Raw genomic sequence first — 20,833 nt, 5'->3', positions numbered from 1 at the left:
CGTCATCCCTACGCTCAACCGGCTAAACGCGCCAGTAAGGAACTGCCTGATGAGGAAACAGCACTGATGCGCGCCTCACGCCCTTGTGCCTGGTAATCTAAGTGAATTTCGACATCCGGGTCAGGCAACACACCCGCACCTTGTTGCGGCCACTCCACCAGGCAGATGGCATCATTGGCAAAATAATCACGGATCCCCATAAATTCCAGCTCCTCAGGATCCGCAAGTCGGTATAAATCGAAGTGATACACCATGAGATTTTCAAGAGTGTACGGTTCTACCAGCGTGTAGGTTGGGCTTTTCACATTCCCGTTATGGCCTAACGCCTGCAAAAAACCCCGGCTGAAGGTGGTTTTACCCGCACCTAAATCACCATAAAGATAAATGACAGTCGCCCCCTGACAGGCCTGCGCCACGCGCTTGCCGAGTTCTAAAGTGGCTTGTTCATCAGGTAAAGGAATCGCTCGATTAGTCATTTTCTACGTCAATCACATCCGGGTTAACAACACGCCGCAGCGTGCAAAAAAGATCGGTGGCCAGCATACCGCGTGTGCCATACCGTGCAGCCAGGCTGTCAGCCGCCGCACCGTGAGCCACGCAGCCGGCACAGGCTGCATCATAAAGGGGAAGTTTCTGCCCGAGCAATGCGCCGATGATACCTGAAAGCACATCGCCCATTCCGCCACTCGCCATGCCCGCATTTCCGGCATCAATAATGCCCAGTGCCTCATCGCTTGCGATGACGGTTCCCGCCCCTTTGAGAACGGCAACACCTCCGTAACGTTTTACCAGACGGCGAGCAGAAAGTAAGCGATCGCTTTCAATTTCTGCCACGCTGCAGTTAAGCAGCCGCGCGGCTTCGCCGGGGTGTGGCGTCAGGATGCGATTGTGACGCTTATCCGGGTTGATTGCCAGAAGGTTCAGCGCGTCGGCATCCCAGAGCATCGGTTTACGAAAATTCTCGACCTTTTGCAGCGCCTGCTTACCCCAGGCCTGTTGCCCGAGTCCCGGGCCAATCACCACCACATCCGCCCACTCAAGACTCTCTTCAAGGGTCTGCGGCGTAAGCTCATGCACCATCAGCTCTGGTCGGGCCGTAATAATGGGCGGGATATTTTCACTGCGCGTCAGCACCCGGACCAGCCCCGCCCCGCTGCGCAACGCAGCTTCCCCCGTCATCCGGATTGCGCCAGCCGTGCCGTGATCGCCTCCAATGATGACCAGCCTGCCGTGGTCGCCCTTGTGCGACGTTGGCCGACGCGGCGGCAGCCAGTGGCTAAGCTGAGTAGCATCAAAGCGGGAAAGGTGTGTCTCCTGCCCGGCAAGCCAGCTCTCCAGCCCCAGGGCGTTATGGTGCAACGAGCCCACCACATCCCTCGCTTTCCCGGTGAGTAACCCGGGCTTCAGGGCAATAAACGTGACGGTATGCGTGGCCAGGATCACCGCTCCCGGTGTCGCACCGCTTTCTGCCATCAGACCAGAGGGAATATCCAGCGCCACCACCGGCGCGGTATGGGCATTGGCGCGCGCAATCAGAGCGGCTACGTTATCACGGGGCGCACTACGTAACCCGGTGCCCAGCAGACCATCAACAATCAGATCAACATCCTCTGGCCAGACGATATCGGATGCATGAATCACTCCGCCTGCATTCAGCCAGGCTTCCCGCGCGGCGCTGGCTTCTTCCGGCAGCGGCTTATCGCTCTCCAGCGCCAGTAACGTAACGCGGAGACCTGCCGCGACCGCCAGACGGGCGACAACGTAACCATCGCCGCCGTTATTGCCGTGTCCGCATAAAATGAGCCAGTGGCCGGATTGCGGATACGCACTGCGGGCAATGTTGAATGCCGCCTCACCCGCCCGTTGCATGAGCTCATAAAGGGTAATGCCAAGACTGTCTGCAGCCTCTTTTTCGGCGCGTCTGAGGTCATCCGCATGCCAGATGGAATGTGGTATACTTGCGGGGTTTTTCTTCACAGTATGGTCCGTCATGTCACAGCCCCTCGATCTCAATCAGTTAGCGCAAAAAATAAAACAGTGGGGTGCTGAACTGGGCTTCCAGAAGGTGGGGATCACCGACACCGATCTCTCCGCCAGCGAGCCAAAACTGCAGGCCTGGCTGGATAAACAATACCACGGCGAAATGGAGTGGATGGCGCGTCATGGCATGATGCGGGCCCGTCCACACGAGCTGTTGCCGGGTACGTTACGCGTTATCAGCGTACGCATGAATTATCTTCCCGCCAACGCGGCTTTTGCGCGTACGTTAAAAAATCCCTCTCTCGGTTACGTTAGCCGGTATGCCCTGGGGCGTGATTACCATAAGCTTCTGCGTAACCGACTAAAAAAACTCGGCGAAACTATTCAGCAGCACTGTGTTTCGCTGAATTTTAGACCGTTTGTCGACTCCGCGCCTGTTCTTGAGCGCCCTATCGCTGAAAAAGCCGGGCTTGGCTGGACTGGTAAGCACTCACTTATTCTGAGCCGCGACGCCGGATCGTTCTTTTTCCTTGGTGAACTGCTGATTGATTTACCACTGCCGGTAGACGGCCCGGTAGAAGAAGGTTGTGGGCGCTGCGTGGCCTGTATGACTATCTGCCCGACGGGCGCTATCGTTGAGCCCTATACGGTGGATGCCCGACGCTGCATCTCTTACCTCACCATCGAACTGGAAGGGGCGATCCCTGAAGAATTCCGACCACTTATTGGCAATCGCATCTACGGCTGCGACGACTGCCAGTTAATTTGCCCGTGGAACCGTTATTCGCAGCTCACAGACGAAGAGGATTTTAGCCCGCGTAAGGCGCTGCATGCGCCACAGCTCATTGAACTGTTCGCCTGGAGTGAAGCCTGGTTCCTGAAAGTGACGGAAGGTTCGGCCATTCGCCGTATTGGCCATCTGCGCTGGCTGCGTAATGTCGCCGTTGCGCTGGGGAATGCCCCGTGGGATGAAGCGAATATCCGGGCGCTTGAGAGCCGTAGAGGTGAGCACCCACTTCTCGATGAACACATAGAGTGGGCGATTGCGCAGCAAATCGAGAAGCGAAATGCCTGCGTGGTTGAGGTGCAACCACCGCAAAAACAACGCCTGGTGAGGGTGATAGAAAAAGGGCTTCCGCGGGATGCGTGAACTATTCACAGCCTGTGAATAAAATTACAAACTCAAGCAGCATCAGGGCTGGAGATGAGGTCAAGTGATCTCAATAACATTTTGAAATCAAATTTTCTCAAGCATATACAGCAAGTTACAGAGATACTATTCACCCTGCTAACTTTTCACACGGTTTCGGTCATACCCAAAATCTGTGGATAACTCTGTTTACAAGAGTATTTCGGAAGTAATAGAAAACGTCCCCAACGCATTTTATCGCTGTGGATATTTTTGATATCAAGAAGAATTTGGAGCGGGAAACGAGACTCGAACTCGCGACCCCGACCTTGGCAAGGTCGTGCTCTACCAACTGAGCTATTCCCGCTTGGGTGTTCTGAAGCTGTGCGTATCTTGCGATACTTTCAAATTTTGGAGCGGGAAACGAGACTCGAACTCGCGACCCCGACCTTGGCAAGGTCGTGCTCTACCAACTGAGCTATTCCCGCTTGGGTGTTCTGGTGCTGGCGTATCTTGCGATACTTTTCAAATTTTGGAGCGGGAAACGAGACTCGAACTCGCGACCCCGACCTTGGCAAGGTCGTGCTCTACCAACTGAGCTATTCCCGCAAATTTGTACTGCTTTTGTTGCTGTCGTAACGCGTATTTCTCTGTCGTTACGGGAGGCGCATTATACGAGAAATCCTTTTAGCTGCAACCCCCCTCAACGCGATTTTTTCGAAAATCAGTTCAAGTGCTTATTTAATCGGCAAGCTGAACAATTTAACGACAAAAACCCGGCCACGCAAGGCGCCAGGTCTCAAAATCACAGCTTAATAAAGTTTTCGCGATAGTACGCCAGCTCCGCGACGGACTCACGGATATCGTCCATCGCCTGATGCGTACCCTGCTTTTTAAAGCCATCGAGGATTTCGGGTTTCCAGCGGCGCGCCAGCTCTTTAAGGGTGCTCACGTCCAGATAACGGTAGTGGAAGTAAGACTCCAGCTCCGGCATGTACTTAAACAGGAAACGACGATCCTGGCCAATGCTATTACCACAGATAGGGGATTTGCCCGCCGGGACCCACTGTTTCAGAAACTCAAGCGTCGCCAGCTCCGCCTCGCGGTCGCCCATCGTGCTCGCCTTCACCCGTTCAACCAGCCCGCTGCCGGTGTGGGTACGCACGTTCCACTCATCCATCAACGCCAGCTGATCGTCGGACTGGTGCACCGCAATGGTTGGCCCTTCCGCCAGAATATTCAGGTTTGCATCGGTGACCAGCGTGGCAATCTCAATAATGCGATCGCGCTCGGGATCCAGCCCGGTCATTTCAAGATCGATCCAAATCAGGTTGTTTTCATCCGCGCTCATGTTATTTTCCACCCTTCTCGCATAACCGGCTGTAGCAGGTTAACTAGTATTAATTAGAGTGTATCATAGAGGTTTTGCCCCTTACGGGCGACCAGGAGCCAGCGCGATTGAGTAAAAATAAACTCTCCAAAGGGCAGCAGCGCCGCGTGAATGCCAATCACCAGCGCCGTCTTAAAACCACTTCGGAGAAGGTCGATTACGACGACAACCTGTTTGGTGAGCCGACGGAAGGCGTCGTCATCAGCCGTTTCGGTATGCATGCCGACGTGGAATCCGCCGACGGTGAGATCCACCGTTGCAATATTCGACGAACTATTCGTTCGCTGGTTACCGGCGATCGCGTTGTCTGGCGTCCAGGTAAAGAGGCGGCGGAAGGCGTAACGGTCAAAGGTATCGTTGAAGCGGTTCACGAGCGCACGTCGGTACTTACCCGTCCCGATTTCTACGACGGGGTTAAACCCATTGCCGCCAATATCAACCAGATCGTCATCGTCTCGGCGATTTTGCCCGAGCTGTCGCTCAATATTATCGACCGCTACCTTGTTGCCTGCGAAACGTTACAGGTTGAGCCAATCATTGTTCTGAACAAGATCGATCTGCTGGATGATGAAGGTATGGACTTCGTGAATGAGCAGATGGATATCTACCGCAAGATCGGTTATCGCGTGCTGATGGTCTCCAGCTACACCAAAGATGGCCTGAAACCCTTAGAAGAAGCGCTGACCGGGCGCATCAGTATCTTTGCGGGTCAGTCCGGCGTGGGGAAATCCAGCCTGCTGAATAATCTTCTCGGTCTCCAGCAAGAAATTCTGACTAACGATGTCTCTGATGTCTCGGGCCTGGGCCAGCACACCACTACCGCTTCTCGTCTCTACCACTTCCCGCATGGCGGCGATGTGATTGACTCTCCGGGCGTGCGCGAATTCGGTTTGTGGCACCTTGAACCGGAACAAATCTTCAACGGATTTGTCGAATTCCATGATTATTTAGGGGCTTGCAAATACCGGGATTGCAAACACGATAACGACCCGGGCTGTGCCATCCGCGAAGCGGTCGAGAAAGGTGAGATTGCGGAGACCCGCTTTGATAACTACCACCGCATTCTTGAGAGCATGGATCAGGTAAAAACGCGTAAAAACTTTTCTGATTCTGATAACTGACAACTAAGCTAAGCACCGCTAAAATCGTCCCCTTTTTTCAGGTTCCGGCTGATTACAGCCGGATCAGGAACGACAAAAAATGGCCTGGAGGCTACCTTGTTAAACGCATTTAAACTTTCGCTTCAATACATTCTGCCAAAACTGTGGCTCACTCGCCTGGCGGGCTGGGGCGCGAGCAAACGAGCGGGCTGGCTGACCAAACTGGTCATCGACCTTTTCGTAAAATATTACAAGGTCGACATGAAAGAGGCGCAGAAGCCAGATACCGCCAGCTATCGCACCTTCAACGAATTCTTCGTGCGCCCACTGCGTGACGAAGTCCGCCCGGTTGATACCGATCCTAACGTGCTGGTCATGCCTGCAGATGGCGTGATTAGCCAGCTGGGTAACATCGAAGACGATAAAATCCTGCAGGCAAAAGGCCACAACTACAGCCTGGAAGCGCTGCTGGCGGGCAACTACCTGATGGCGGATCTGTTCCGCAACGGTACCTTCGCCACCACCTATCTCTCTCCGCGTGACTATCACCGCGTGCACATGCCGTGCAACGGGATCCTGCGTGAAATGATCTACGTGCCGGGCGATCTGTTCTCCGTGAACCACCTGACCGCGCAAAACGTTCCCAACCTGTTCGCGCGTAACGAACGCGTCATCTGCCTGTTTGATACTGAATTTGGCCCAATGGCGCAGATTCTGGTGGGTGCAACGATTGTCGGCAGCATCGAAACGGTCTGGGCTGGAACCATCACCCCGCCACGTGAAGGCGTGATCAAACGCTGGACCTGGCCTGCCGGTGAAGAAGAAGGCGCGGTCGCTCTGCTGAAAGGCCAGGAGATGGGTCGCTTCAAGCTGGGTTCCACGGTTATCAACCTCTTTGCCCCTGGCAAAGTGAAACTGGTTGAACAGCTCCAGAGCCTGTCGGTCACCAAACTCGGCCAGCCGCTGGCGGTCTCGACTGAACCTTTCGTGACGCCGGACGCAGAGCCTGCACCGCTCCCGGAAGAAGAGATCAAGGCCGAACTTGACGCCAGCCCGCTGGTTGACGACAAAAAAGACGAAGGCTAACAACAGAAGGAACGCTGACGTGCGCCCGATTATCGTACTACTGATGGCCTGGTTCCTCAGCATGGGGGCGTACGCAGCGACAGCCCCCGACGCAAAACAGATAACCCAGGAACTGGAGCAGGCGAAAGCGGCAAAACCCGCTCAGCCAGAGACCGTGGAGTCGCTCCAGTCTGCACTGAATGCGCTTGAGGAGCGGAAAGGCTCCCTCGAGCGCGCTCAGCAATATCAGCAGGTTATCGACAACTTCCCCAAACTCTCGCAAACGCTACGCAATCAGTTGAGCAATCTGCGCGATGAACCGCGCGATGTGCCTGCTGGCATGACCTCTGACGCGTTGAATCAGGAGATCCTGCAGGTTAGCAGTCAGCTTCTGGAAAAGAGCCGTCTGGCACAGCAGGAGCAGGAACGCGCACGTGAAATCGCCGACTCGCTGAGCCAGCTTCCGCAACAGCAAACCGATGCCCGCCGTCAGCTCAACGAGGTTGAGCGCCGTATCGGTACCCAAACGGGTAACACACCGCAGAACCAGGCGCAAAATCTGTCGCTTCAGGCTGAATCAGCCAGACTTAAAGCACTGGTCGATGAACTGGAGCTGGCGCAGCTCTCGGCAAACAACCGCCAGGAGCTGTCGCGGATGCGCTCCGAACTGGCGCAAAAGCAGAGCGAACAGCTCGATGCTTACCTGCAGGCTTTACGTAATCAACTTAACAGCCAGCGCCAGCGTGAAGCTGAGCGCGCGCTGGAAAGCACCGAGCTGCTGGCAGAAAACAGCGATAACCTGCCAGCGGGCATCGTTGACCAGTTTAAGGTTAACCGTGAACTCTCTGCTGCACTGAATCAGCAGGCGCAGCGTATGGATCTGGTGGCGTCCCAGCAACGTCAGGCCACCAATCAAACCCTTCAGGTTCGCCAGGCGCTCAACACCCTGCGCGAGCAGTCTCAGTGGCTGGGCTCGTCCAACCTGCTGGGAGAGGCATTACGCGCCCAGGTTTCACGCCTGCCGGAGATGCCAAAACCGCAGCAGCTGGATACCGAGATGGCGCAGCTGCGTGTTCAACGCCTGCACTATGAAGACCTTCTCAATAAACAGCCGCAAATCCGCCAGATCCGTCAGGCCGATGGGCAGCCTCTCACCAGCGAGCAAAACCGTATTCTGGAAGCCCAGTTGCGGACCCAGCGCGAGCTGCTGAACTCCCTGTTACAGGGCGGGGATACGCTGATTCTGGAGCTGACCAAGCTGAAGGTCTCCAACAGTCAGCTGGAAGATGCGCTGAAAGAGGTGAACGAGGCAACGCACCGTTATCTCTTCTGGACCTCTGACGTGCGCCCAATGACCTTCTCATGGCCAATCGAGATCGTTCAGGATCTGCGCCGTTTGATCTCGCTGGATACCTTTAGCCAGCTTGGAAAAGCCAGCGTGATGATGCTCACCAGCAAAGAGACCATTTTCCCTCTTCTGGGCGCGTTGATTCTGGTGGGCTTTAGCATTTACTCACGCAGACACTTCACCCGCTTCCTGGAACGCTCCAGCGCCCGGGTGGGTAAGGTTACGCAGGATCACTTCTGGCTGACGCTGCGTACCGTGTTCTGGTCAATACTTGTCGCCTCGCCGCTGCCGGTCCTGTGGATGACGCTCGGTTATGGACTGCGGGAGGCCTGGCCCTACCCGCTCGCGGTCGCCATTGGCGATGGCGTGACCGCTACCGTCCCCCTGCTGTGGGTAGTGATGATTTGCGCCACGTTTGCGCGACCGAATGGTCTGTTCATTGCTCACTTTGGCTGGCCGCGTAACCGCGTGGCGCGCGCCATGCGTTACTACCTGATGAGCATCGGGCTGATTGTGCCGCTGATTATGGCACTGATCATGTTTGATAATCTCAATGACCGGGAGTTTTCGGGATCGCTGGGCCGTCTCTGCTTTATGTTGATATGCGGTGCGCTGGCCATCGTCACGCTCAGCCTGAAACGGGCTGGTATACCGCTCTATCTGGATAAAACCGGCAGCGGCGACAACATGTTTAACCGCATGCTCTGGAACCTGCTGCTGTGCGCCCCCCTGGTTGCCATGCTGGCAGCAGCGGTGGGTTACCTGGCGACCTCGCAGGCACTGCTGGCGCGACTGGAAACCTCCGTTGCCATCTGGTTCCTGCTGCTGGTGATCTATCACGTCATCCGCCGGGGGATGTTGATCCAGCGACGCCGTCTGGCGTTTGACCGCGCCAAGCACCGTCGGGCAGAGATCCTCGCCCAGCGTGCGCGAGGCGAGGATGAGCCAAACCACGTCAACAGCACCGAAGGCACGATAGATGCGGACGAGGTTGAGCTGGATCTCGACGCTATCAGCACCCAGTCTCTGCGTCTGGTACGCTCCATCCTGATGCTGATTGCGCTGCTGTCGGTGATCTTCCTGTGGTCAGAAATCCACTCCGCGTTTGGTTTCCTGGAGAACATCTCGCTGTGGGATGTGACGTCCACGGTGCAGGGTGTGGAGAGCCTGGAGCCCATAACCTTAGGTGCGGTGCTGATTGCCATTCTGGTGTTGATCATCACCACGCAGCTGGTGCGTAATTTCCCGGCACTGCTGGAGCTGGCGCTGTTGCAGCACCTGGATTTAACTCCTGGTACGGGCTATGCCATTACCACCATCACCAAATACCTGATTCTGCTCTTTGGCGGGATGGTGGGGTTCTCTATGATTGGTATTGAGTGGTCTAAATTGCAGTGGCTGGTTGCCGCGCTGACGTTTGGTCTGGGCTTTGGCATGCAGGAGATTTTCGCTAACTTTGTGTCCGGCCTGATTATCCTGTTTGAAAAACCGATTCGTATTGGCGATACGGTGACGATCCGCGATCTGACAGGCAGCATCACCAAAATCAACACCCGCGCCACCACGATCAGCGACTGGGATCGCAAAGAGATCATCGTGCCCAACAAGGCGTTTATCACCGAGCAGTTTATCAACTGGTCGCTGTCAGACTCCGTCACGCGTGTGGTACTGACGGTACCGGCGCCCTCGGATGCCAACAGTGAAGAGGTCACACAGATCCTCTACACCGCCGCCGAACGCTGCACGCTGGTCCTTGATAACCCGGCGCCGGAAGTGTTCCTGGTCGATCTCCAGCAGGGTATCCAGATTTTCGAATTGCGTATTTACGCCGCCGAAATGGGGCACCGTATGCCGCTACGCCATGAGATCCACCAGCTGATTCTGGCTGGCTTCCGTGAGCACGGTATTGATATGCCGTTCCCACCGTTCCAGATGCGTCTGGAAAGCCTGGACGGACTTAAGACAGGAAAAACATTAACCTCTGCGGCGCGTAAACGCCCGGCGGGGAGTTTGTAAGCCAGCCAGTACCCCCTCTCCCATGGGAGAGGGGGTACTGCCGTCAGGCTCGATCGACGGTAAAAGCAATCACATCGCCCAGCTGTTCCGCGCCCAGCGCCAGCATCACCAGACGATCCACACCCAACGCCACGCCAGAACAATCCGGCAGACCCGCTTTCAGGGCCTCCAGCAGGTTAGTATCAATAGGCTGCTGCGGCAGACCTCGCGCGGCGCGCTTGCGGTTATCCTGCTCAAAACGCTGCTGCTGTTCGCGGGCGTCGGTCAGTTCATGGAAGCCATTCGCCAGCTCAATGCCCTTGTAATAGACCTCAAAACGCTCCGCCACGCGGTGATCTTCAGTGCTGATCTGCGCCAGAGAAGCCTGGCTTGCCGGGAAGTGGTAGACGAAAGTCGGACGATCTTTGCCAATCTGCGGTTCAACCCCAAAGGTGAAGAGCAGTTGCAGCAGCGTGTCGCGATCTTCTTCAGTATCCGCCACGTTGCTCAGATCCAGTTTTGCCGCGACTTCGCGCAGCTGGGTTTTATCCGCTGACAGTGGATCAATTTCCAGATAACGCTGGAAAGCCTGCTGATAAGAGAGCGTTTCCGCTTCTGAGCAGTCGAGAACCTGCTGCAGCAGATCGTCTACCTCGTTCATCAGGCGGTACATATCGTAATGCGGACGGTACCACTCCAGCATGGTGAATTCCGGATTATGGTGACGCCCCATCTCTTCATTACGGAAACTGCGGCACAACTGATACACCGGGCCACACCCTGCCGCCAGCAGGCGTTTCATATGGTATTCCGGGCTGGTCATCAGCCAGAGGTTCATGCCCTGTGAATGGCCGGGGCCAACAAAACGGGTTTCAAACGGCACCAGATGAATATCCGTTACCGTAGCCTGACTCATGCACGGCGTTTCCACCTCAAGGACTCCGCGGTCGGCAAAGAAGCGGCGGATCTCCGCCATAATTGCAGCGCGTTTCAGCAGATTGGGGATGGATGCGCTCGGCTGCCAGGTGGCCGTTTCGCTCATGGGTAATTCTCCGATTTCAGACAAGGGCACGAAGTCTACTCGTTAGCACGGACAGAGACAAATTTTGCGCAATAAAAATCGCATTTCATTTAGGGCAACTATCACGTGACGGAATTCATCATTCATGATGATAAATCACCGCACAGAACAGCAAAAAAATCGAACACGTCAAATTTCCCTGCCGTTCGCGCGGTTATACTTCTTTACCCATAAAGGAGCAGTGGAAACGCTTTCGCAATCGTCCTTGCGGACAGGTGGGCTACCTTTAGTTTATCGCGTTGCGAAATAACAAAAATCTGGAGGAATGTCGTGCAAACTTTTCAAGCCGATCTTGCCGTAATAGGCGCTGGCGGAGCGGGATTACGTGCTGCGATTGCTGCAGCACAGGCTAATCCCAACGCTAAAATCGCACTGATTTCAAAAGTCTATCCGATGCGCAGCCACACAGTTGCCGCAGAAGGAGGATCCGCCGCCGTTGCGCAGGATCATGACAGCTTCGAATACCATTTCCACGACACGGTTGCAGGGGGCGACTGGCTTTGCGAACAGGATGTCGTTGACTACTTTGTACATCACTGTCCAACGGAGATGACCCAGCTTGAACAGTGGGGCTGCCCGTGGAGCCGCCGTCCGGACGGCAGCGTCAACGTTCGCCGCTTCGGCGGAATGAAAATTGAACGCACCTGGTTTGCCGCCGATAAGACCGGCTTCCATATGCTGCACACCCTGTTCCAGACCTCCCTTCAGTTCCCACAAATCCAGCGTTTTGACGAACATTTTGTCCTCGATATTCTGGTCGATGACGGTCACGCGCGTGGTCTGGTGGCGATGAACATGATGGAAGGCACGCTCGTGCAGATCCGCGCTAACGCGGTAGTGATGGCAACGGGCGGCGCGGGCCGGGTTTACCGCTACAACACCAACGGCGGTATCGTCACCGGTGACGGTATGGGCATGGCGCTCAGCCACGGCGTACCGCTGCGCGATATGGAATTTGTCCAGTATCACCCTACCGGCCTGCCGGGTTCCGGCATTCTGATGACGGAAGGTTGCCGCGGCGAAGGCGGTATTCTGGTCAACAAGAATGGGTACCGTTATCTGCAGGATTACGGCATGGGCCCGGAAACGCCGCTCGGTGAGCCGAAAAACAAATACATGGAGCTCGGCCCGCGCGACAAAGTGTCTCAGGCCTTCTGGCATGAGTGGCGCAAAGGCAACACGATCTCCACGCCGCGTGGCGATGTGGTCTACCTCGATCTGCGTCACCTCGGCGAGAAGAAACTGCTGGAACGTCTGCCGTTCATTTGCGAGCTGGCAAAAGCCTACGTGGGTGTCGACCCGGTGAAAGAGCCGATTCCGGTACGCCCAACAGCACACTACACCATGGGTGGGATCGAAACCGACCAGCAGTGTGAAACGCGCATCAAAGGGTTGTTCGCCGTCGGCGAATGCTCCTCTGTCGGCCTGCACGGTGCCAACCGTCTCGGGTCAAACTCACTGGCTGAGCTGGTTGTCTTTGGCCGCATGGCGGGCGAACGCGCAATGGAGCGTGCCGCAACGGCGGGCGAAGCCAACGGCGCAGCACTGGACGCGCAGGTTGCTGATGTCGAGAAACGGCTGAAGGATCTGGTCAACCAGGAAGGCAACGAAAACTGGTCGAAAATCCGCGACGAAATGGGCATGTCGATGGAAGAGGGCTGCGGTATCTACCGTACACCAGAGCTGATGCAGAAAACTGTCGATAAGCTGGCGGAACTGCAGGAGCGTTTCAAACGCGTGCGCATCACCGATACCTCCAGCGTGTTCAACACCGACCTGCTTTATACCATCGAGCTCGGTCACGGCCTGAACGTCGCGGAATGTATGGCGCACTCTGCGCTGGCACGCAAAGAGTCACGCGGGGCGCATCAGCGTCTTGATGAGGGCTGCACCGAGCGTGACGACGTCAATTTCCTGAAACACACCCTCGCCTGGCGCGACGCGGATGGCACCACTCGTCTGGACTACAGCGACGTGAAGATCACAACGCTGCCACCGGCTAAACGCGTTTACGGCGCAGAAGCAGAAGCCGCCGAGAAGAAGGAGAAGGCGAATGGCTGAGATGCAAACACTGAAAGTTGAAGTGGTGCGCTACAACCCGGAAGTGGACACCGCGCCACACAGCGCTTTCTATGAAGTGCCTTATGACGAGCAAACCTCTCTGCTGGATGCGCTCGGCTATATCAAGGATAACCTGGCACCGGACCTGAGCTATCGCTGGTCCTGCCGCATGGCCATCTGCGGCTCCTGCGGCATGATGGTGAACAAAGTACCGAAACTGGCCTGTAAAACCTTCCTGCGTGATTACACCAAAGGCATCAAGGTTGAAGCGCTGGGCAACTTCCCGATTGAGCGCGATCTGGTGGTCGATATGACCCACTTTATCGAAAGCCTGGAAGCCATTAAGCCGTACATCATTGGCAACCCGCGCACGCCGGATCAGGGACCGAATACCCAGACACCCGCCCAGATGGCGAAATACCATCAGTTCTCCGGGTGCATCAACTGCGGTCTTTGCTACGCCGCGTGTCCACAGTTTGGCCTGAACCCTGAGTTCATCGGCCCGGCGGCGATCACGCTGGCGCACCGCTACAACGAGGATAGCCGCGACCACGGTAAAAAAGAACGTATGCCGCAGCTTAACAGCCAGAACGGCGTCTGGAGCTGTACTTTTGTGGGCTACTGCTCCGAAGTCTGTCCGAAGCACGTCGACCCGGCCGCCGCTATTCAGCAGGGTAAAGTGGAAAGCTCGAAAGACTTTCTTATCGCCACCCTGAAACCACGCTAAGGAGTGCATGATGACGACTAAACGCAAAGCCTACGTGCGGCCGATGCCGTCCACCTGGTGGAAGAAACTGCCGTTTTATCGCTTCTATATGCTGCGTGAAGGCACTGCGGTGCCTGCGGTCTGGTTCAGCCTTGAACTGATGTATGGCGTCTTTGCCCTCAAACATGGTCCTGAAACCTGGGCCAGTTTTGTCGGGTTCCTGCAAAACCCGATCATCGTGATCCTGAACCTGATTGTGCTCGCAGCCGCCCTGCTTCATACCAAAACCTGGTTTGAACTGGCGCCAAAAGCGGCGAATATTATCGTAAAAGGCGAGAAAATGGGGCCAGAGCCGGTCATTAAAGGGCTTTGGGCAGTGACGGCAGTGGTCTCTGTGGTCATTCTGTTTGTCGCACTGTTCTGGTAAGGAGACTATTGTGATCAATCCAAATCCAAAACGTTCAGACGAGCCGGTCTTCTGGGGCCTCTTTGGCGCAGGCGGCATGTGGAGTGCCATCATTGCGCCTGTCATTATCCTGCTGGTCGGCATTACGCTGCCGCTGGGTCTGTTCCCCGGTGATGCGCTGAGCTATGAGCGCGTCCTGGCATTTGCAGGTAGCTTTATTGGCCGGGTATTCATCTTCCTGATGATTGTCCTGCCGCTGTGGTGCGGCCTGCACCGTATCCATCATGCGATGCATGATCTGAAGATCCACGTACCGAGCGGTAAATGGGTGTTCTACGGTCTGGCAACTATCCTGACCGTGGTCACACTGATTGCCGTAGTCACTATCTGACACACCAGGCCCGCCCTCCGGCGGGCCTGTTATTTCGGCATCTTCCCCACCAGCCACTGAGCAAATTCACGCATTGCCGGGGTTTGGGCGCGTGACTGCAGCCGCGTTAGCCAGTAACTGCCAAGATCAATCTGCGTCGTAAACGGCTGCACAATGCGCTCGCTGTTCAGCAGATGGGTAAACATATCGACAGGGGCGATAGCAATGCCTGTGCCTGTCTGTGCGGCCTCCAGCATAGTGACCGACGAATCAAACACCATCACCCGATGCGTGGGTGAAGGCGGGTTTTCTCCGGCGGCCTGCATCCAGGCTGTCCACTCGTCGCGCCGGTAAGAGCGCAGCAGGGTAAACTTCAGGATATCGGCAGGGGTGTGCAGCGCGGCTGCAATGTCAGGCGTGCAAAGTGGTGCCAGCAGCGCTGAACAGAGGAACGTCGCCTCCGTGCCGTGCCACGCTCCCCCACCGTAGCGAATGGTGTAATCAAGCCCTTCCGCTGCCGGATCGACGCGATTGTTGTGCGTCGAAAGCTGAAGATCGATATGCGGATAACTGCGACGGAAATCATCCAGCTGTGAGAATAACACCCCAGTGGCAAAGGTCCCCACCACGCCAATTTTCAGCTTCTCCTGCGCCCGATGGTTAGCAAAGCGATCCAGCATGCCTGCGATACGATCGAAGGAGTCATTCAGCACCGGCAGCAGATTCTCGCCTTCGGTGGTTAACATCAACCCGCGCGAAACGCGGACAAACAGCTGGCAGTTAAGGTGTTGCTCCAGCGCCTTAACGTGCTGGCTAATCGCGGAATGGGTCACATTCAGCTCAATCGCGGCATGAGTAAAACTGAGATGCCTGGCGGCGGCTTCGAACGCCCGAAGCGAATTAAGAGGGAGATAGCTGCGTGTCATGGTTCCTTCCGTTAGAAAAATTAACAGCTAATGCTAAATTTAACCGTTTGTCAGCCTCAGTCAAATCACCCAGACTACGAACGTCTGACGGGCCCGGACATCCCCTTGATTCGCTATTACGGAAGATAACTGATGATGAAAAAATCCCTAAGCTGCGCCCTGCTGCTCAGCGTTGCTTGCTCTGCTTTTGCCGCGCCGATGTCAGAAAAACAGCTGGCTGACGTCGTGGAACGTACCGTTACGCCCCTGATGAAGGCGCAGGCCATACCCGGAATGGCCGTGGCCGTCATTTATCAGGGCCAGCCACACTATTTTACTTTCGGTAAAGCAGACGTTGCGGCGAATAAGCCCGTCACGCCGCAAACCTTATTTGAGCTGGGCTCCGTCAGCAAAACCTTCACCGGCGTGCTGGGTGGCGATGCCATTGGCCGCAAAGAGATTTCGCTGGCCGACCCGGTCACGAAATATTGGCCTGAATTGACGGGCAAGCAGTGGCAAGGCATTCGCCTGCTAGACCTGGCAACCTATACCGCAGGCGGATTGCCGTTGCAGGTACCGGATGATGTCACCGATAACGCCTCTCTGCTGCGTTTCTACCAGTCCTGGCAGCCAAAGTGGGCCCCGGGTACCACGCGTCTGTACGCCAACACCAGCATCGGTTTGTTTGGCTCACTGGCCGTTAAACCGTCCGGCATGCGCTTCGAGCAGGCCATGGCGGAGCGGGTCTTTAAGCCCCTGAAACTCAACCATACGTGGATAAACGTTCCACACGCTGAAGAGCCGCACTACGCATGGGGTTATCGTGAGGGAAAAGCGGTCCACGTTTCGCCTGGTATGCTGGATGCAGAAGCCTATGGCGTGAAATCTAATGTCAAAGATATGGCGAGCTGGGTGATGGCCAATATGGCACCTGAGACACTCCCGCCGTCCACTCTGCAGCAGGGTATTGCGCTGGCGCAGTCTCGCTACTGGCGCGTGGGTGCCATGTATCAAGGGTTAGGCTGGGAGATGCTCAACTGGCCGGTCGACGCCAAAACCGTGGTGGATGGCAGCGACAATAAGGTCGCACTGGCGCCGTTGCCGGTCGCAGAAGTGAATCCTCCGGCTCCGCCAGTAAAAGCCTCCTGGGTGCATAAAACGGGCTCTACGGGTGGGTTTGGCAGCTACGTGGCGTTTATTCCTGAAAAGCAGATCGGTATTGTGATGCTCGCAAATAAAAGCTATCCGAACCCGGTACGGGTGGAAACGGCTTACCGTATTCTCGAGACGCTACAGTAAACCTTTGCCGGGTGGCGGCTTCGCCTTACCCGGCCTACAAAATTTACGCGTTGTATAGGCCGGGTAAGCGCAGCGCCACCCGGCGAAACACGCTGCACAATCTTCCGCAATTTCCCTGCTGTCATCTACACTTAACAAAAAACAGTAAGGAAACTCCTATGCGCATTCTGCCTGTTATCGCCGCGGTGACAGCCGTGTTTTTAGTGGTTGCCTGCAGTTCCCCTACCCCTCCCTCCGGCGTCACTGTTGTAAGTAATTTCGACGCTCAACGTTTCCTCGGAACCTGGTATGAAATCGCCCGGCTCGATCATCGGTTTGAGCGGGGGTTAGAGAAAGTCACAGCACATTACAGTTCGATGGACGACGGGGGTATTCAGGTGATCAACCGTGGATACAATCCGGATCGGCAGATGTGGCAACAGTCGACGGGAAAAGCGTACTTTACCGGCGACCCGCGCCGGGCCGCGCTAAAAGTCTCGTTCTTTGGCCCGTTCTATGGCGGGTACAATGTCATCGCCCTCGACAGAGAGTACCGCCATGCGCTGGTCTGCGGGCCGGATCGCGACTATTTATGGATACTCTCCCGCACGCCGACCATTTCGTCAGAGATGAAACAGCAGATGCTGGACGTTGCGACCCGGCAAGGGTTTGATGTGTCAAAACTCATCTGGGTAGAACAACCGCATTAGTGGGCGCTGAGTTTCAGCCCAATGATACCGCACACAATCAACGCGAGGCTGGCGATACGCGCCAGACTCGCCGACTCTCCCAGCAGCAAAATCCCGGTAATCGCCGCGCCCACTGCACCAATGCCCGTCCAGACAGCATAGGCCGTCCCCACCGGCAAAGAGCGCATCGCCCAGGAGAGCAGCACAATACTCACAATCATGGCGGTAACGGTAATCACGCTGGGTGTCAGGCGGGTAAATCCGTGGGTGTACTTCAGACCAATTGCCCAAACCACTTCGAGCAGACCGGCGATAACAAGAATAATCCAGGACATTTCAGGCTCCTTAACTTAACTGCAAGTTGGGGCCGTCCCCGGTGAACGAAACGCTTACGGGTCGTCCCGTAAGGCATAGATTAGGTCACTTATTTTGGTTAACGAACGATTTTTTTTCAATCCCTTTGTGCTGAACCTGTTAAGGCAAGAAATAGCCTCAGTATGGCGCGTAGTTCAGGCATTTATCACTCATCCGACTTCTCTATCATGATGTGCTTTCTGATGGCAGGAAGCCAAACCACTAGCCGACTGCGAATCTATTATGTTCAAAATTCTTTTGATTGACCGTTGTCACTTCACCCGCGCGGGGTTTGAAGCATGGCTCAATCATTCCGGTTTGTTTCCCGGGCACTTCGTCGTGACCGGGCTGAATAATCTCATCCTCGCCAGAGAGCATATTCTGCAGTGGGATCCGTCGGTGGTTATCGCCGATCTGCACGGCTTTATGCAGGACATTCACCATTTCCAGCAGCTTTCTTCCCTGTTGAACGCCAGTGAAAAAGTGCCTTTCATTTTGCTGCAGTCGGGGGAGGATAAAGAGATGGCAGGCTTTCTGTCCCAATTTCCGATATGGGCTTCGCTTACCAAAAATGCCGGACTGGAGACGCTGGCGACGGTCATCAACGACGCCCTGACGACTCGCGCAAGCGTTGAGATCCCTGCGGTCGCAGCCCCCCTGTTGACTCGCCAGGAGGAGAAGGTGTTGACACTGTGGATGGATGGCGCAAGCAATCAGAAGATTGCCACTCACCTGAGTATCAATGGAAAAACGGTCTATACCTATAAGCGAAATATCCGCATGAAATTGCATATGGATACGCGCTTTTCCCCGTTTTTATCTCTGCAGGAATCAGAAAACTGACGGTACGAAACCCGTCCGGGCCCGTACCGTTTTTAAATTACTGCTGAGCTTTTGTTGCCGCGCCGGAGATTGCACTACCGCCTTCAGAAATGTCCTGACCAACGCCGCGCGTGGTATTACAGGCCGTTAACACTGAAGAAAGTACCAGAACTGAAAAGATCGCTGCAATTGTCTTCTTAACCATAATATCTTCCTTTTATAGCCAGAGTTGTTTTGTGTATAGCAACTTAAGAATAGACAAGATCCCGCCAGTTGACGGAAAAGGAAGCATTTTTAGGAAAATTAGACGGGATTAGCTGGCGGCGTGAGAAATGATATGGCCGAGATCCTGGATATCCTCCCCCATTCCACGTGTGGTATTACAGCCGGAAAGCAACGCGCTGGACAGCGCTAACAGAAGCAGAATTTTAACGGTGCGTTTCATCATCCCTGCCTGCAAAAATCAGGCGCAGCAACGCTGCGCCTTAACACTTACTTCACGCGAGATACGTATTCGCCGGAGCGGGTATCCACTTTGATCACTTCGCCAGTCTGTACGAACAGTGGCACTTTTACCACGGCACCGGTAGACAGTTTCGCTGGCTTACCACCTGTACCGGCGGTGTCACCTTTCAGACCTGGGTCAGTTTCAACGATTTCCAGTTCAACGAAGTTCGGTGGGGTAACCGCGATAGGCTGGCCGTTCCACAGGGTCACGATGCACTCAGCCTGATCCAGCAGCCATTTGTCGCTATCGCCAATGGCTTTAGCGTCAGCAGACAGCTGTTCGAACGTTTCGTTGTTCATGAAGTGCCAGAACTCACCGTCGTTGTACAGGTAAGTCAGGTTCATATCGACAACATCAGCGCCTTCAGCGGAGTCAGTAGACTTGAAGGTTTTTTCGACACGGGTACCGGTCAGCAGGCGGCGCAGCTTAACGCGTGCAAATGCCTGGCCTTTACCTGGTTTAACGAATTCGCTGGCTTCAACCGCATACGGTTCGCCGTCCAACATGATTTTAAGACCAGCACGAAAATCGTTGCTATAGTACGTTGCCATAAGGCCCTCTAAATTTGTTAACTGGTAGCTTAGCCACAAAATGGCGCATATTGTAACCCTAAACACCCCGTCCAGAGAAGATTGGTTATCGCAACTTGCCGATGTAATCACCAGTCCTGATGAATTACTGCGTCTTCTTGAGCTCGAACAGCATACCGATTTGCTGGCCGGCCGGGAGGCGAAGCGGCTTTTCGCCCTGCGCGTTCCCCGCGCGTTTGTTGCCCGTATGGAGAAAGGCAATCCTGACGATCCATTATTAAAACAGACGCTTACCGCACAGGAAGAGTTCATTACGGCACCGGGCTATAGCACCGATCCGCTGGAAGAGCAGAACAGCGTGGTACCCGGTTTGCTGCACAAGTATCTGAACCGTGCGCTGCTGCTGGTGAAAGGTGGCTGTGCGGTAAATTGCCGTTATTGCTTCCGTCGACACTTCCCGTATGCCGAAAATCAGGGCAATAAACGCAACTGGCAGGTCGCGCTGGACTATATCGCCGCCCATTCTGAGCTGGATGAGATCATTTTTTCCGGTGGCGATCCGCTGATGGCGAAAGATCATGAGCTGGACTGGCTGCTGATCCAGCTTGAAGCCATTCCGCATATTAAGCGCCTGCGCATACACAGCCGTCTGCCGATTGTTATTCCGGCACGTATCACCGACGGACTGGTCTCACGCCTTGAGCAGTCCCGCCTGCAGGTGCTGCTGGTGAACCATATCAATCACGCCAATGAAATTGATGATGCATTTCGTGCGGCAATGGTGCGTTTACGCAAGGCAGGCGTGACGCTTCTGAACCAGAGCGTGCTGCTGCGCGGTGTAAATGATAATGCCCGCGTGCTGGCGGACCTCAGCAATGCGCTGTTTGATGCGGGAGTGATGCCCTATTACCTGCACGTGCTGGATCGCGTTCAGGGTGCGGCCCATTTCATGGTGACGGATGAAGAAGCCCGGCAGATCGTGCGTGAACTGTTAACGCTGGTGTCAGGTTATATGGTGCCGAAGCTGGCGCGTGAGATTGGCGGTGAACCGAGCAAGACGCCGCTGGATTTGCAGCTAAGACAGAGCTAGTTTCCCCTCAGCCTAACCCTCTCCCG

21 protein-coding genes and 3 tRNA genes are annotated in these 20,833 nt (G+C 55.3%); 12 read left to right on the top strand and 12 right to left on the bottom strand.

The genetic code is table 11. From position 1 onward, the window contains the following. Nucleotides 1-14 precede the first annotated feature (14 nt). Nucleotides 15-476 (bottom strand): tRNA (adenosine(37)-N6)-threonylcarbamoyltransferase complex ATPase subunit type 1 TsaE, encoded by a 462-nt coding sequence (tsaE, locus tag M8370_RS15990; protein WP_013095283.1) that lies wholly within the window; start codon nucleotides 474-476, stop codon nucleotides 15-17. Continuing rightward, the gene (gene nnr / locus M8370_RS15985) at nucleotides 469-1,992 is read right to left on the bottom strand and encodes a bifunctional ADP-dependent NAD(P)H-hydrate dehydratase/NAD(P)H-hydrate epimerase (protein ID WP_250021362.1); all 1,524 of its coding nucleotides are present in this window, start codon (nucleotides 1,990-1,992) and stop codon (nucleotides 469-471) included. Before nnr ends, tsaE begins: the two co-directional genes overlap by 8 nt. On the opposite strand from nnr, the gene queG reads away from it, so the two are divergent. Next, entirely contained in the window at nucleotides 1,991-3,130 is a 1,140-nt protein-coding gene (gene queG, locus M8370_RS15980) for a tRNA epoxyqueuosine(34) reductase QueG (protein ID WP_013095281.1), read from the top strand. The genes nnr and queG overlap by 2 nt on opposite strands. A gap of 270 nt (nucleotides 3,131-3,400) precedes the next feature. Here queG and M8370_RS15975 read toward each other — a convergent pair. The 4 genes from M8370_RS15975 to orn all read right to left on the bottom strand — a co-directional run bounded on the left by M8370_RS15975 (nucleotide 3,401) and on the right by orn (nucleotide 4,460). Continuing rightward, nucleotides 3,401-3,476: transfer RNA gene (locus M8370_RS15975), tRNA-Gly, on the bottom strand. 45 nt (nucleotides 3,477-3,521) lie between these two features. Further along, nucleotides 3,522-3,597, bottom strand: a tRNA-Gly gene (locus M8370_RS15970). A 45-nt stretch (nucleotides 3,598-3,642) separates the two neighbouring features. Then, a tRNA-Gly gene (locus tag M8370_RS15965) sits at nucleotides 3,643-3,718 on the bottom strand. Between the two features lie 196 nt (nucleotides 3,719-3,914). Beyond that, nucleotides 3,915-4,460 (bottom strand): oligoribonuclease, encoded by a 546-nt coding sequence (orn, locus tag M8370_RS15960; RefSeq protein ID WP_013095280.1) that lies wholly within the window; start codon nucleotides 4,458-4,460, stop codon nucleotides 3,915-3,917. A 107-nt stretch (nucleotides 4,461-4,567) separates the two neighbouring features. Between orn and rsgA the strand changes: the two genes are divergently transcribed. From rsgA to mscM, 3 genes are all read left to right on the top strand, one after another. Further along, nucleotides 4,568-5,620 carry a small ribosomal subunit biogenesis GTPase RsgA gene (rsgA, locus tag M8370_RS15955; RefSeq protein WP_013095279.1) on the top strand — a complete coding sequence of 351 codons (1,053 nt, stop codon included), beginning with the start codon at nucleotides 4,568-4,570 and terminating at the stop codon, nucleotides 5,618-5,620. Between the two features lie 96 nt (nucleotides 5,621-5,716). Beyond that, nucleotides 5,717-6,685, top strand: coding sequence for an archaetidylserine decarboxylase (gene asd, locus M8370_RS15950; protein ID WP_038984051.1), 969 nt, complete (start codon nucleotides 5,717-5,719; stop codon nucleotides 6,683-6,685). A gap of 19 nt (nucleotides 6,686-6,704) precedes the next feature. Beyond that, nucleotides 6,705-10,028, top strand: a complete 3,324-nt coding sequence (mscM, locus tag M8370_RS15945) for a miniconductance mechanosensitive channel MscM (protein WP_250021361.1) — start codon at nucleotides 6,705-6,707, stop codon at nucleotides 10,026-10,028. Between the two features lie 43 nt (nucleotides 10,029-10,071). Here the strand turns inward: mscM and epmA are convergent, their stop codons facing one another. Next, a complete protein-coding gene (epmA, locus tag M8370_RS15940; RefSeq protein ID WP_014830371.1) occupies nucleotides 10,072-11,049 on the bottom strand; it encodes an elongation factor P--(R)-beta-lysine ligase in 978 nt (325 codons plus the stop codon). Between the two features lie 309 nt (nucleotides 11,050-11,358). Between epmA and frdA the strand changes: the two genes are divergently transcribed. The 4 genes from frdA to frdD are packed head-to-tail and all read left to right on the top strand — an operon-like array spanning nucleotide 11,359 to nucleotide 14,652. Beyond that, nucleotides 11,359-13,149 (top strand): fumarate reductase (quinol) flavoprotein subunit, encoded by a 1,791-nt coding sequence (gene frdA / locus M8370_RS15935; protein ID WP_013095275.1) that lies wholly within the window; start codon nucleotides 11,359-11,361, stop codon nucleotides 13,147-13,149. Continuing rightward, nucleotides 13,142-13,876, top strand: a complete 735-nt coding sequence (gene frdB / locus M8370_RS15930; protein ID WP_013095274.1) for a fumarate reductase iron-sulfur protein — start codon at nucleotides 13,142-13,144, stop codon at nucleotides 13,874-13,876. The genes frdA and frdB overlap by 8 nt, the downstream gene beginning before the upstream one ends. A 10-nt stretch (nucleotides 13,877-13,886) precedes the next feature. Then, nucleotides 13,887-14,282: a fumarate reductase subunit FrdC gene (gene frdC, locus M8370_RS15925; protein ID WP_013095273.1), complete on the top strand. Its 396-nt coding sequence runs from the start codon at nucleotides 13,887-13,889 to the stop codon at nucleotides 14,280-14,282. A gap of 10 nt (nucleotides 14,283-14,292) precedes the next feature. Further along, entirely contained in the window at nucleotides 14,293-14,652 is a 360-nt protein-coding gene (gene frdD / locus M8370_RS15920) for a fumarate reductase subunit FrdD (RefSeq protein ID WP_250021353.1), read from the top strand. A 29-nt stretch (nucleotides 14,653-14,681) separates the two neighbouring features. On the opposite strand, the gene ampR is transcribed toward frdD, so the two are convergent. Next, nucleotides 14,682-15,557, bottom strand: coding sequence for a LysR family transcriptional regulator AmpR (gene ampR, locus M8370_RS15915; RefSeq protein WP_250021351.1), 876 nt, complete (start codon nucleotides 15,555-15,557; stop codon nucleotides 14,682-14,684). Between the two features lie 132 nt (nucleotides 15,558-15,689). Between ampR and blaCMH the strand changes: the two genes are divergently transcribed. Both blaCMH and M8370_RS15905 read left to right on the top strand, forming a co-directional pair. After that, nucleotides 15,690-16,835, top strand: coding sequence for a CMH family class C beta-lactamase (blaCMH, locus tag M8370_RS15910; protein WP_250021350.1), 1,146 nt, complete (start codon nucleotides 15,690-15,692; stop codon nucleotides 16,833-16,835). 158 nt (nucleotides 16,836-16,993) lie between these two features. Further along, nucleotides 16,994-17,524 (top strand): lipocalin family protein, encoded by a 531-nt coding sequence (locus tag M8370_RS15905; protein WP_058678917.1) that lies wholly within the window; start codon nucleotides 16,994-16,996, stop codon nucleotides 17,522-17,524. Here M8370_RS15905 and sugE read toward each other — a convergent pair. Then, nucleotides 17,521-17,838, bottom strand: a complete 318-nt coding sequence (gene sugE, locus M8370_RS15900; protein WP_013095268.1) for a quaternary ammonium compound efflux SMR transporter SugE — start codon at nucleotides 17,836-17,838, stop codon at nucleotides 17,521-17,523. The genes M8370_RS15905 and sugE overlap by 4 nt on opposite strands. Nucleotides 17,839-18,100: 262 nt before the next feature. On the opposite strand from sugE, the gene M8370_RS15895 reads away from it, so the two are divergent. Further along, nucleotides 18,101-18,700 carry a response regulator transcription factor gene (locus M8370_RS15895; RefSeq protein WP_045295574.1) on the top strand — a complete coding sequence of 200 codons (600 nt, stop codon included), beginning with the start codon at nucleotides 18,101-18,103 and terminating at the stop codon, nucleotides 18,698-18,700. A gap of 37 nt (nucleotides 18,701-18,737) precedes the next feature. On the opposite strand, the gene ecnB is transcribed toward M8370_RS15895, so the two are convergent. From ecnB to efp, 3 genes are all read right to left on the bottom strand, one after another. Next, nucleotides 18,738-18,884, bottom strand: a complete 147-nt coding sequence (gene ecnB / locus M8370_RS15890) for a lipoprotein toxin entericidin B (protein ID WP_003025482.1) — start codon at nucleotides 18,882-18,884, stop codon at nucleotides 18,738-18,740. A 108-nt stretch (nucleotides 18,885-18,992) separates the two neighbouring features. Then, nucleotides 18,993-19,124, bottom strand: a complete 132-nt coding sequence (locus M8370_RS15885) for an entericidin A/B family lipoprotein (RefSeq protein ID WP_013095266.1) — start codon at nucleotides 19,122-19,124, stop codon at nucleotides 18,993-18,995. Between the two features lie 47 nt (nucleotides 19,125-19,171). Next, nucleotides 19,172-19,738 carry an elongation factor P gene (gene efp / locus M8370_RS15880; RefSeq protein WP_014830362.1) on the bottom strand — a complete coding sequence of 189 codons (567 nt, stop codon included), beginning with the start codon at nucleotides 19,736-19,738 and terminating at the stop codon, nucleotides 19,172-19,174. Nucleotides 19,739-19,778: 40 nt separating this feature from the next. Between efp and epmB the strand changes: the two genes are divergently transcribed. Next, nucleotides 19,779-20,807 carry an EF-P beta-lysylation protein EpmB gene (gene epmB / locus M8370_RS15875; protein ID WP_058683928.1) on the top strand — a complete coding sequence of 343 codons (1,029 nt, stop codon included), beginning with the start codon at nucleotides 19,779-19,781 and terminating at the stop codon, nucleotides 20,805-20,807. The last annotated feature ends 26 nt before the right edge of the window (nucleotides 20,808-20,833 follow it).

The sequence above is a fragment of the Enterobacter cloacae complex sp. OE43NF genome (assembly GCF_023544405.1).
Taxonomy (GTDB): Bacteria; Pseudomonadota; Gammaproteobacteria; order Enterobacterales; family Enterobacteriaceae; genus Enterobacter; species Enterobacter cloacae.
The sequence above is the reverse complement of the archived record's forward strand: the minus strand, read 5'-3'. Positions and strand labels throughout refer to the sequence as shown.

Bases quoted from the DNA above. Each gene is read 5' to 3' on its own strand.
- tsaE (WP_013095283.1), bottom strand. From the start codon at position 476: ATGACTAATCGAGCGATTCCTTTACCTGATGAACAAGCCACTTTAGAA.
- queG (WP_013095281.1), top strand. From the start codon at position 1,991: ATGTCACAGCCCCTCGATCTCAATCAGTTAGCGCAAAAAATAAAACAG.
- nnr (WP_250021362.1), bottom strand. From the start codon at position 1,992: ATGACGGACCATACTGTGAAGAAAAACCCCGCAAGTATACCACATTCC.
- orn (WP_013095280.1), bottom strand. From the start codon at position 4,460: ATGAGCGCGGATGAAAACAACCTGATTTGGATCGATCTTGAAATGACC.
- epmA (WP_014830371.1), bottom strand. From the start codon at position 11,049: ATGAGCGAAACGGCCACCTGGCAGCCGAGCGCATCCATCCCCAATCTG.
- frdB (WP_013095274.1), top strand. From the start codon at position 13,142: ATGGCTGAGATGCAAACACTGAAAGTTGAAGTGGTGCGCTACAACCCG.
- frdC (WP_013095273.1), top strand. From the start codon at position 13,887: ATGACGACTAAACGCAAAGCCTACGTGCGGCCGATGCCGTCCACCTGG.
- ampR (WP_250021351.1), bottom strand. From the start codon at position 15,557: ATGACACGCAGCTATCTCCCTCTTAATTCGCTTCGGGCGTTCGAAGCC.
- blaCMH (WP_250021350.1), top strand. From the start codon at position 15,690: ATGATGAAAAAATCCCTAAGCTGCGCCCTGCTGCTCAGCGTTGCTTGC.
- M8370_RS15905 (WP_058678917.1), top strand. From the start codon at position 16,994: ATGCGCATTCTGCCTGTTATCGCCGCGGTGACAGCCGTGTTTTTAGTG.
- sugE (WP_013095268.1), bottom strand. From the start codon at position 17,838: ATGTCCTGGATTATTCTTGTTATCGCCGGTCTGCTCGAAGTGGTTTGG.
- M8370_RS15895 (WP_045295574.1), top strand. From the start codon at position 18,101: ATGTTCAAAATTCTTTTGATTGACCGTTGTCACTTCACCCGCGCGGGG.
- ecnB (WP_003025482.1), bottom strand. From the start codon at position 18,884: ATGGTTAAGAAGACAATTGCAGCGATCTTTTCAGTTCTGGTACTTTCT.
- M8370_RS15885 (WP_013095266.1), bottom strand. From the start codon at position 19,124: ATGAAACGCACCGTTAAAATTCTGCTTCTGTTAGCGCTGTCCAGCGCG.
- efp (WP_014830362.1), bottom strand. From the start codon at position 19,738: ATGGCAACGTACTATAGCAACGATTTTCGTGCTGGTCTTAAAATCATG.
- epmB (WP_058683928.1), top strand. From the start codon at position 19,779: ATGGCGCATATTGTAACCCTAAACACCCCGTCCAGAGAAGATTGGTTA.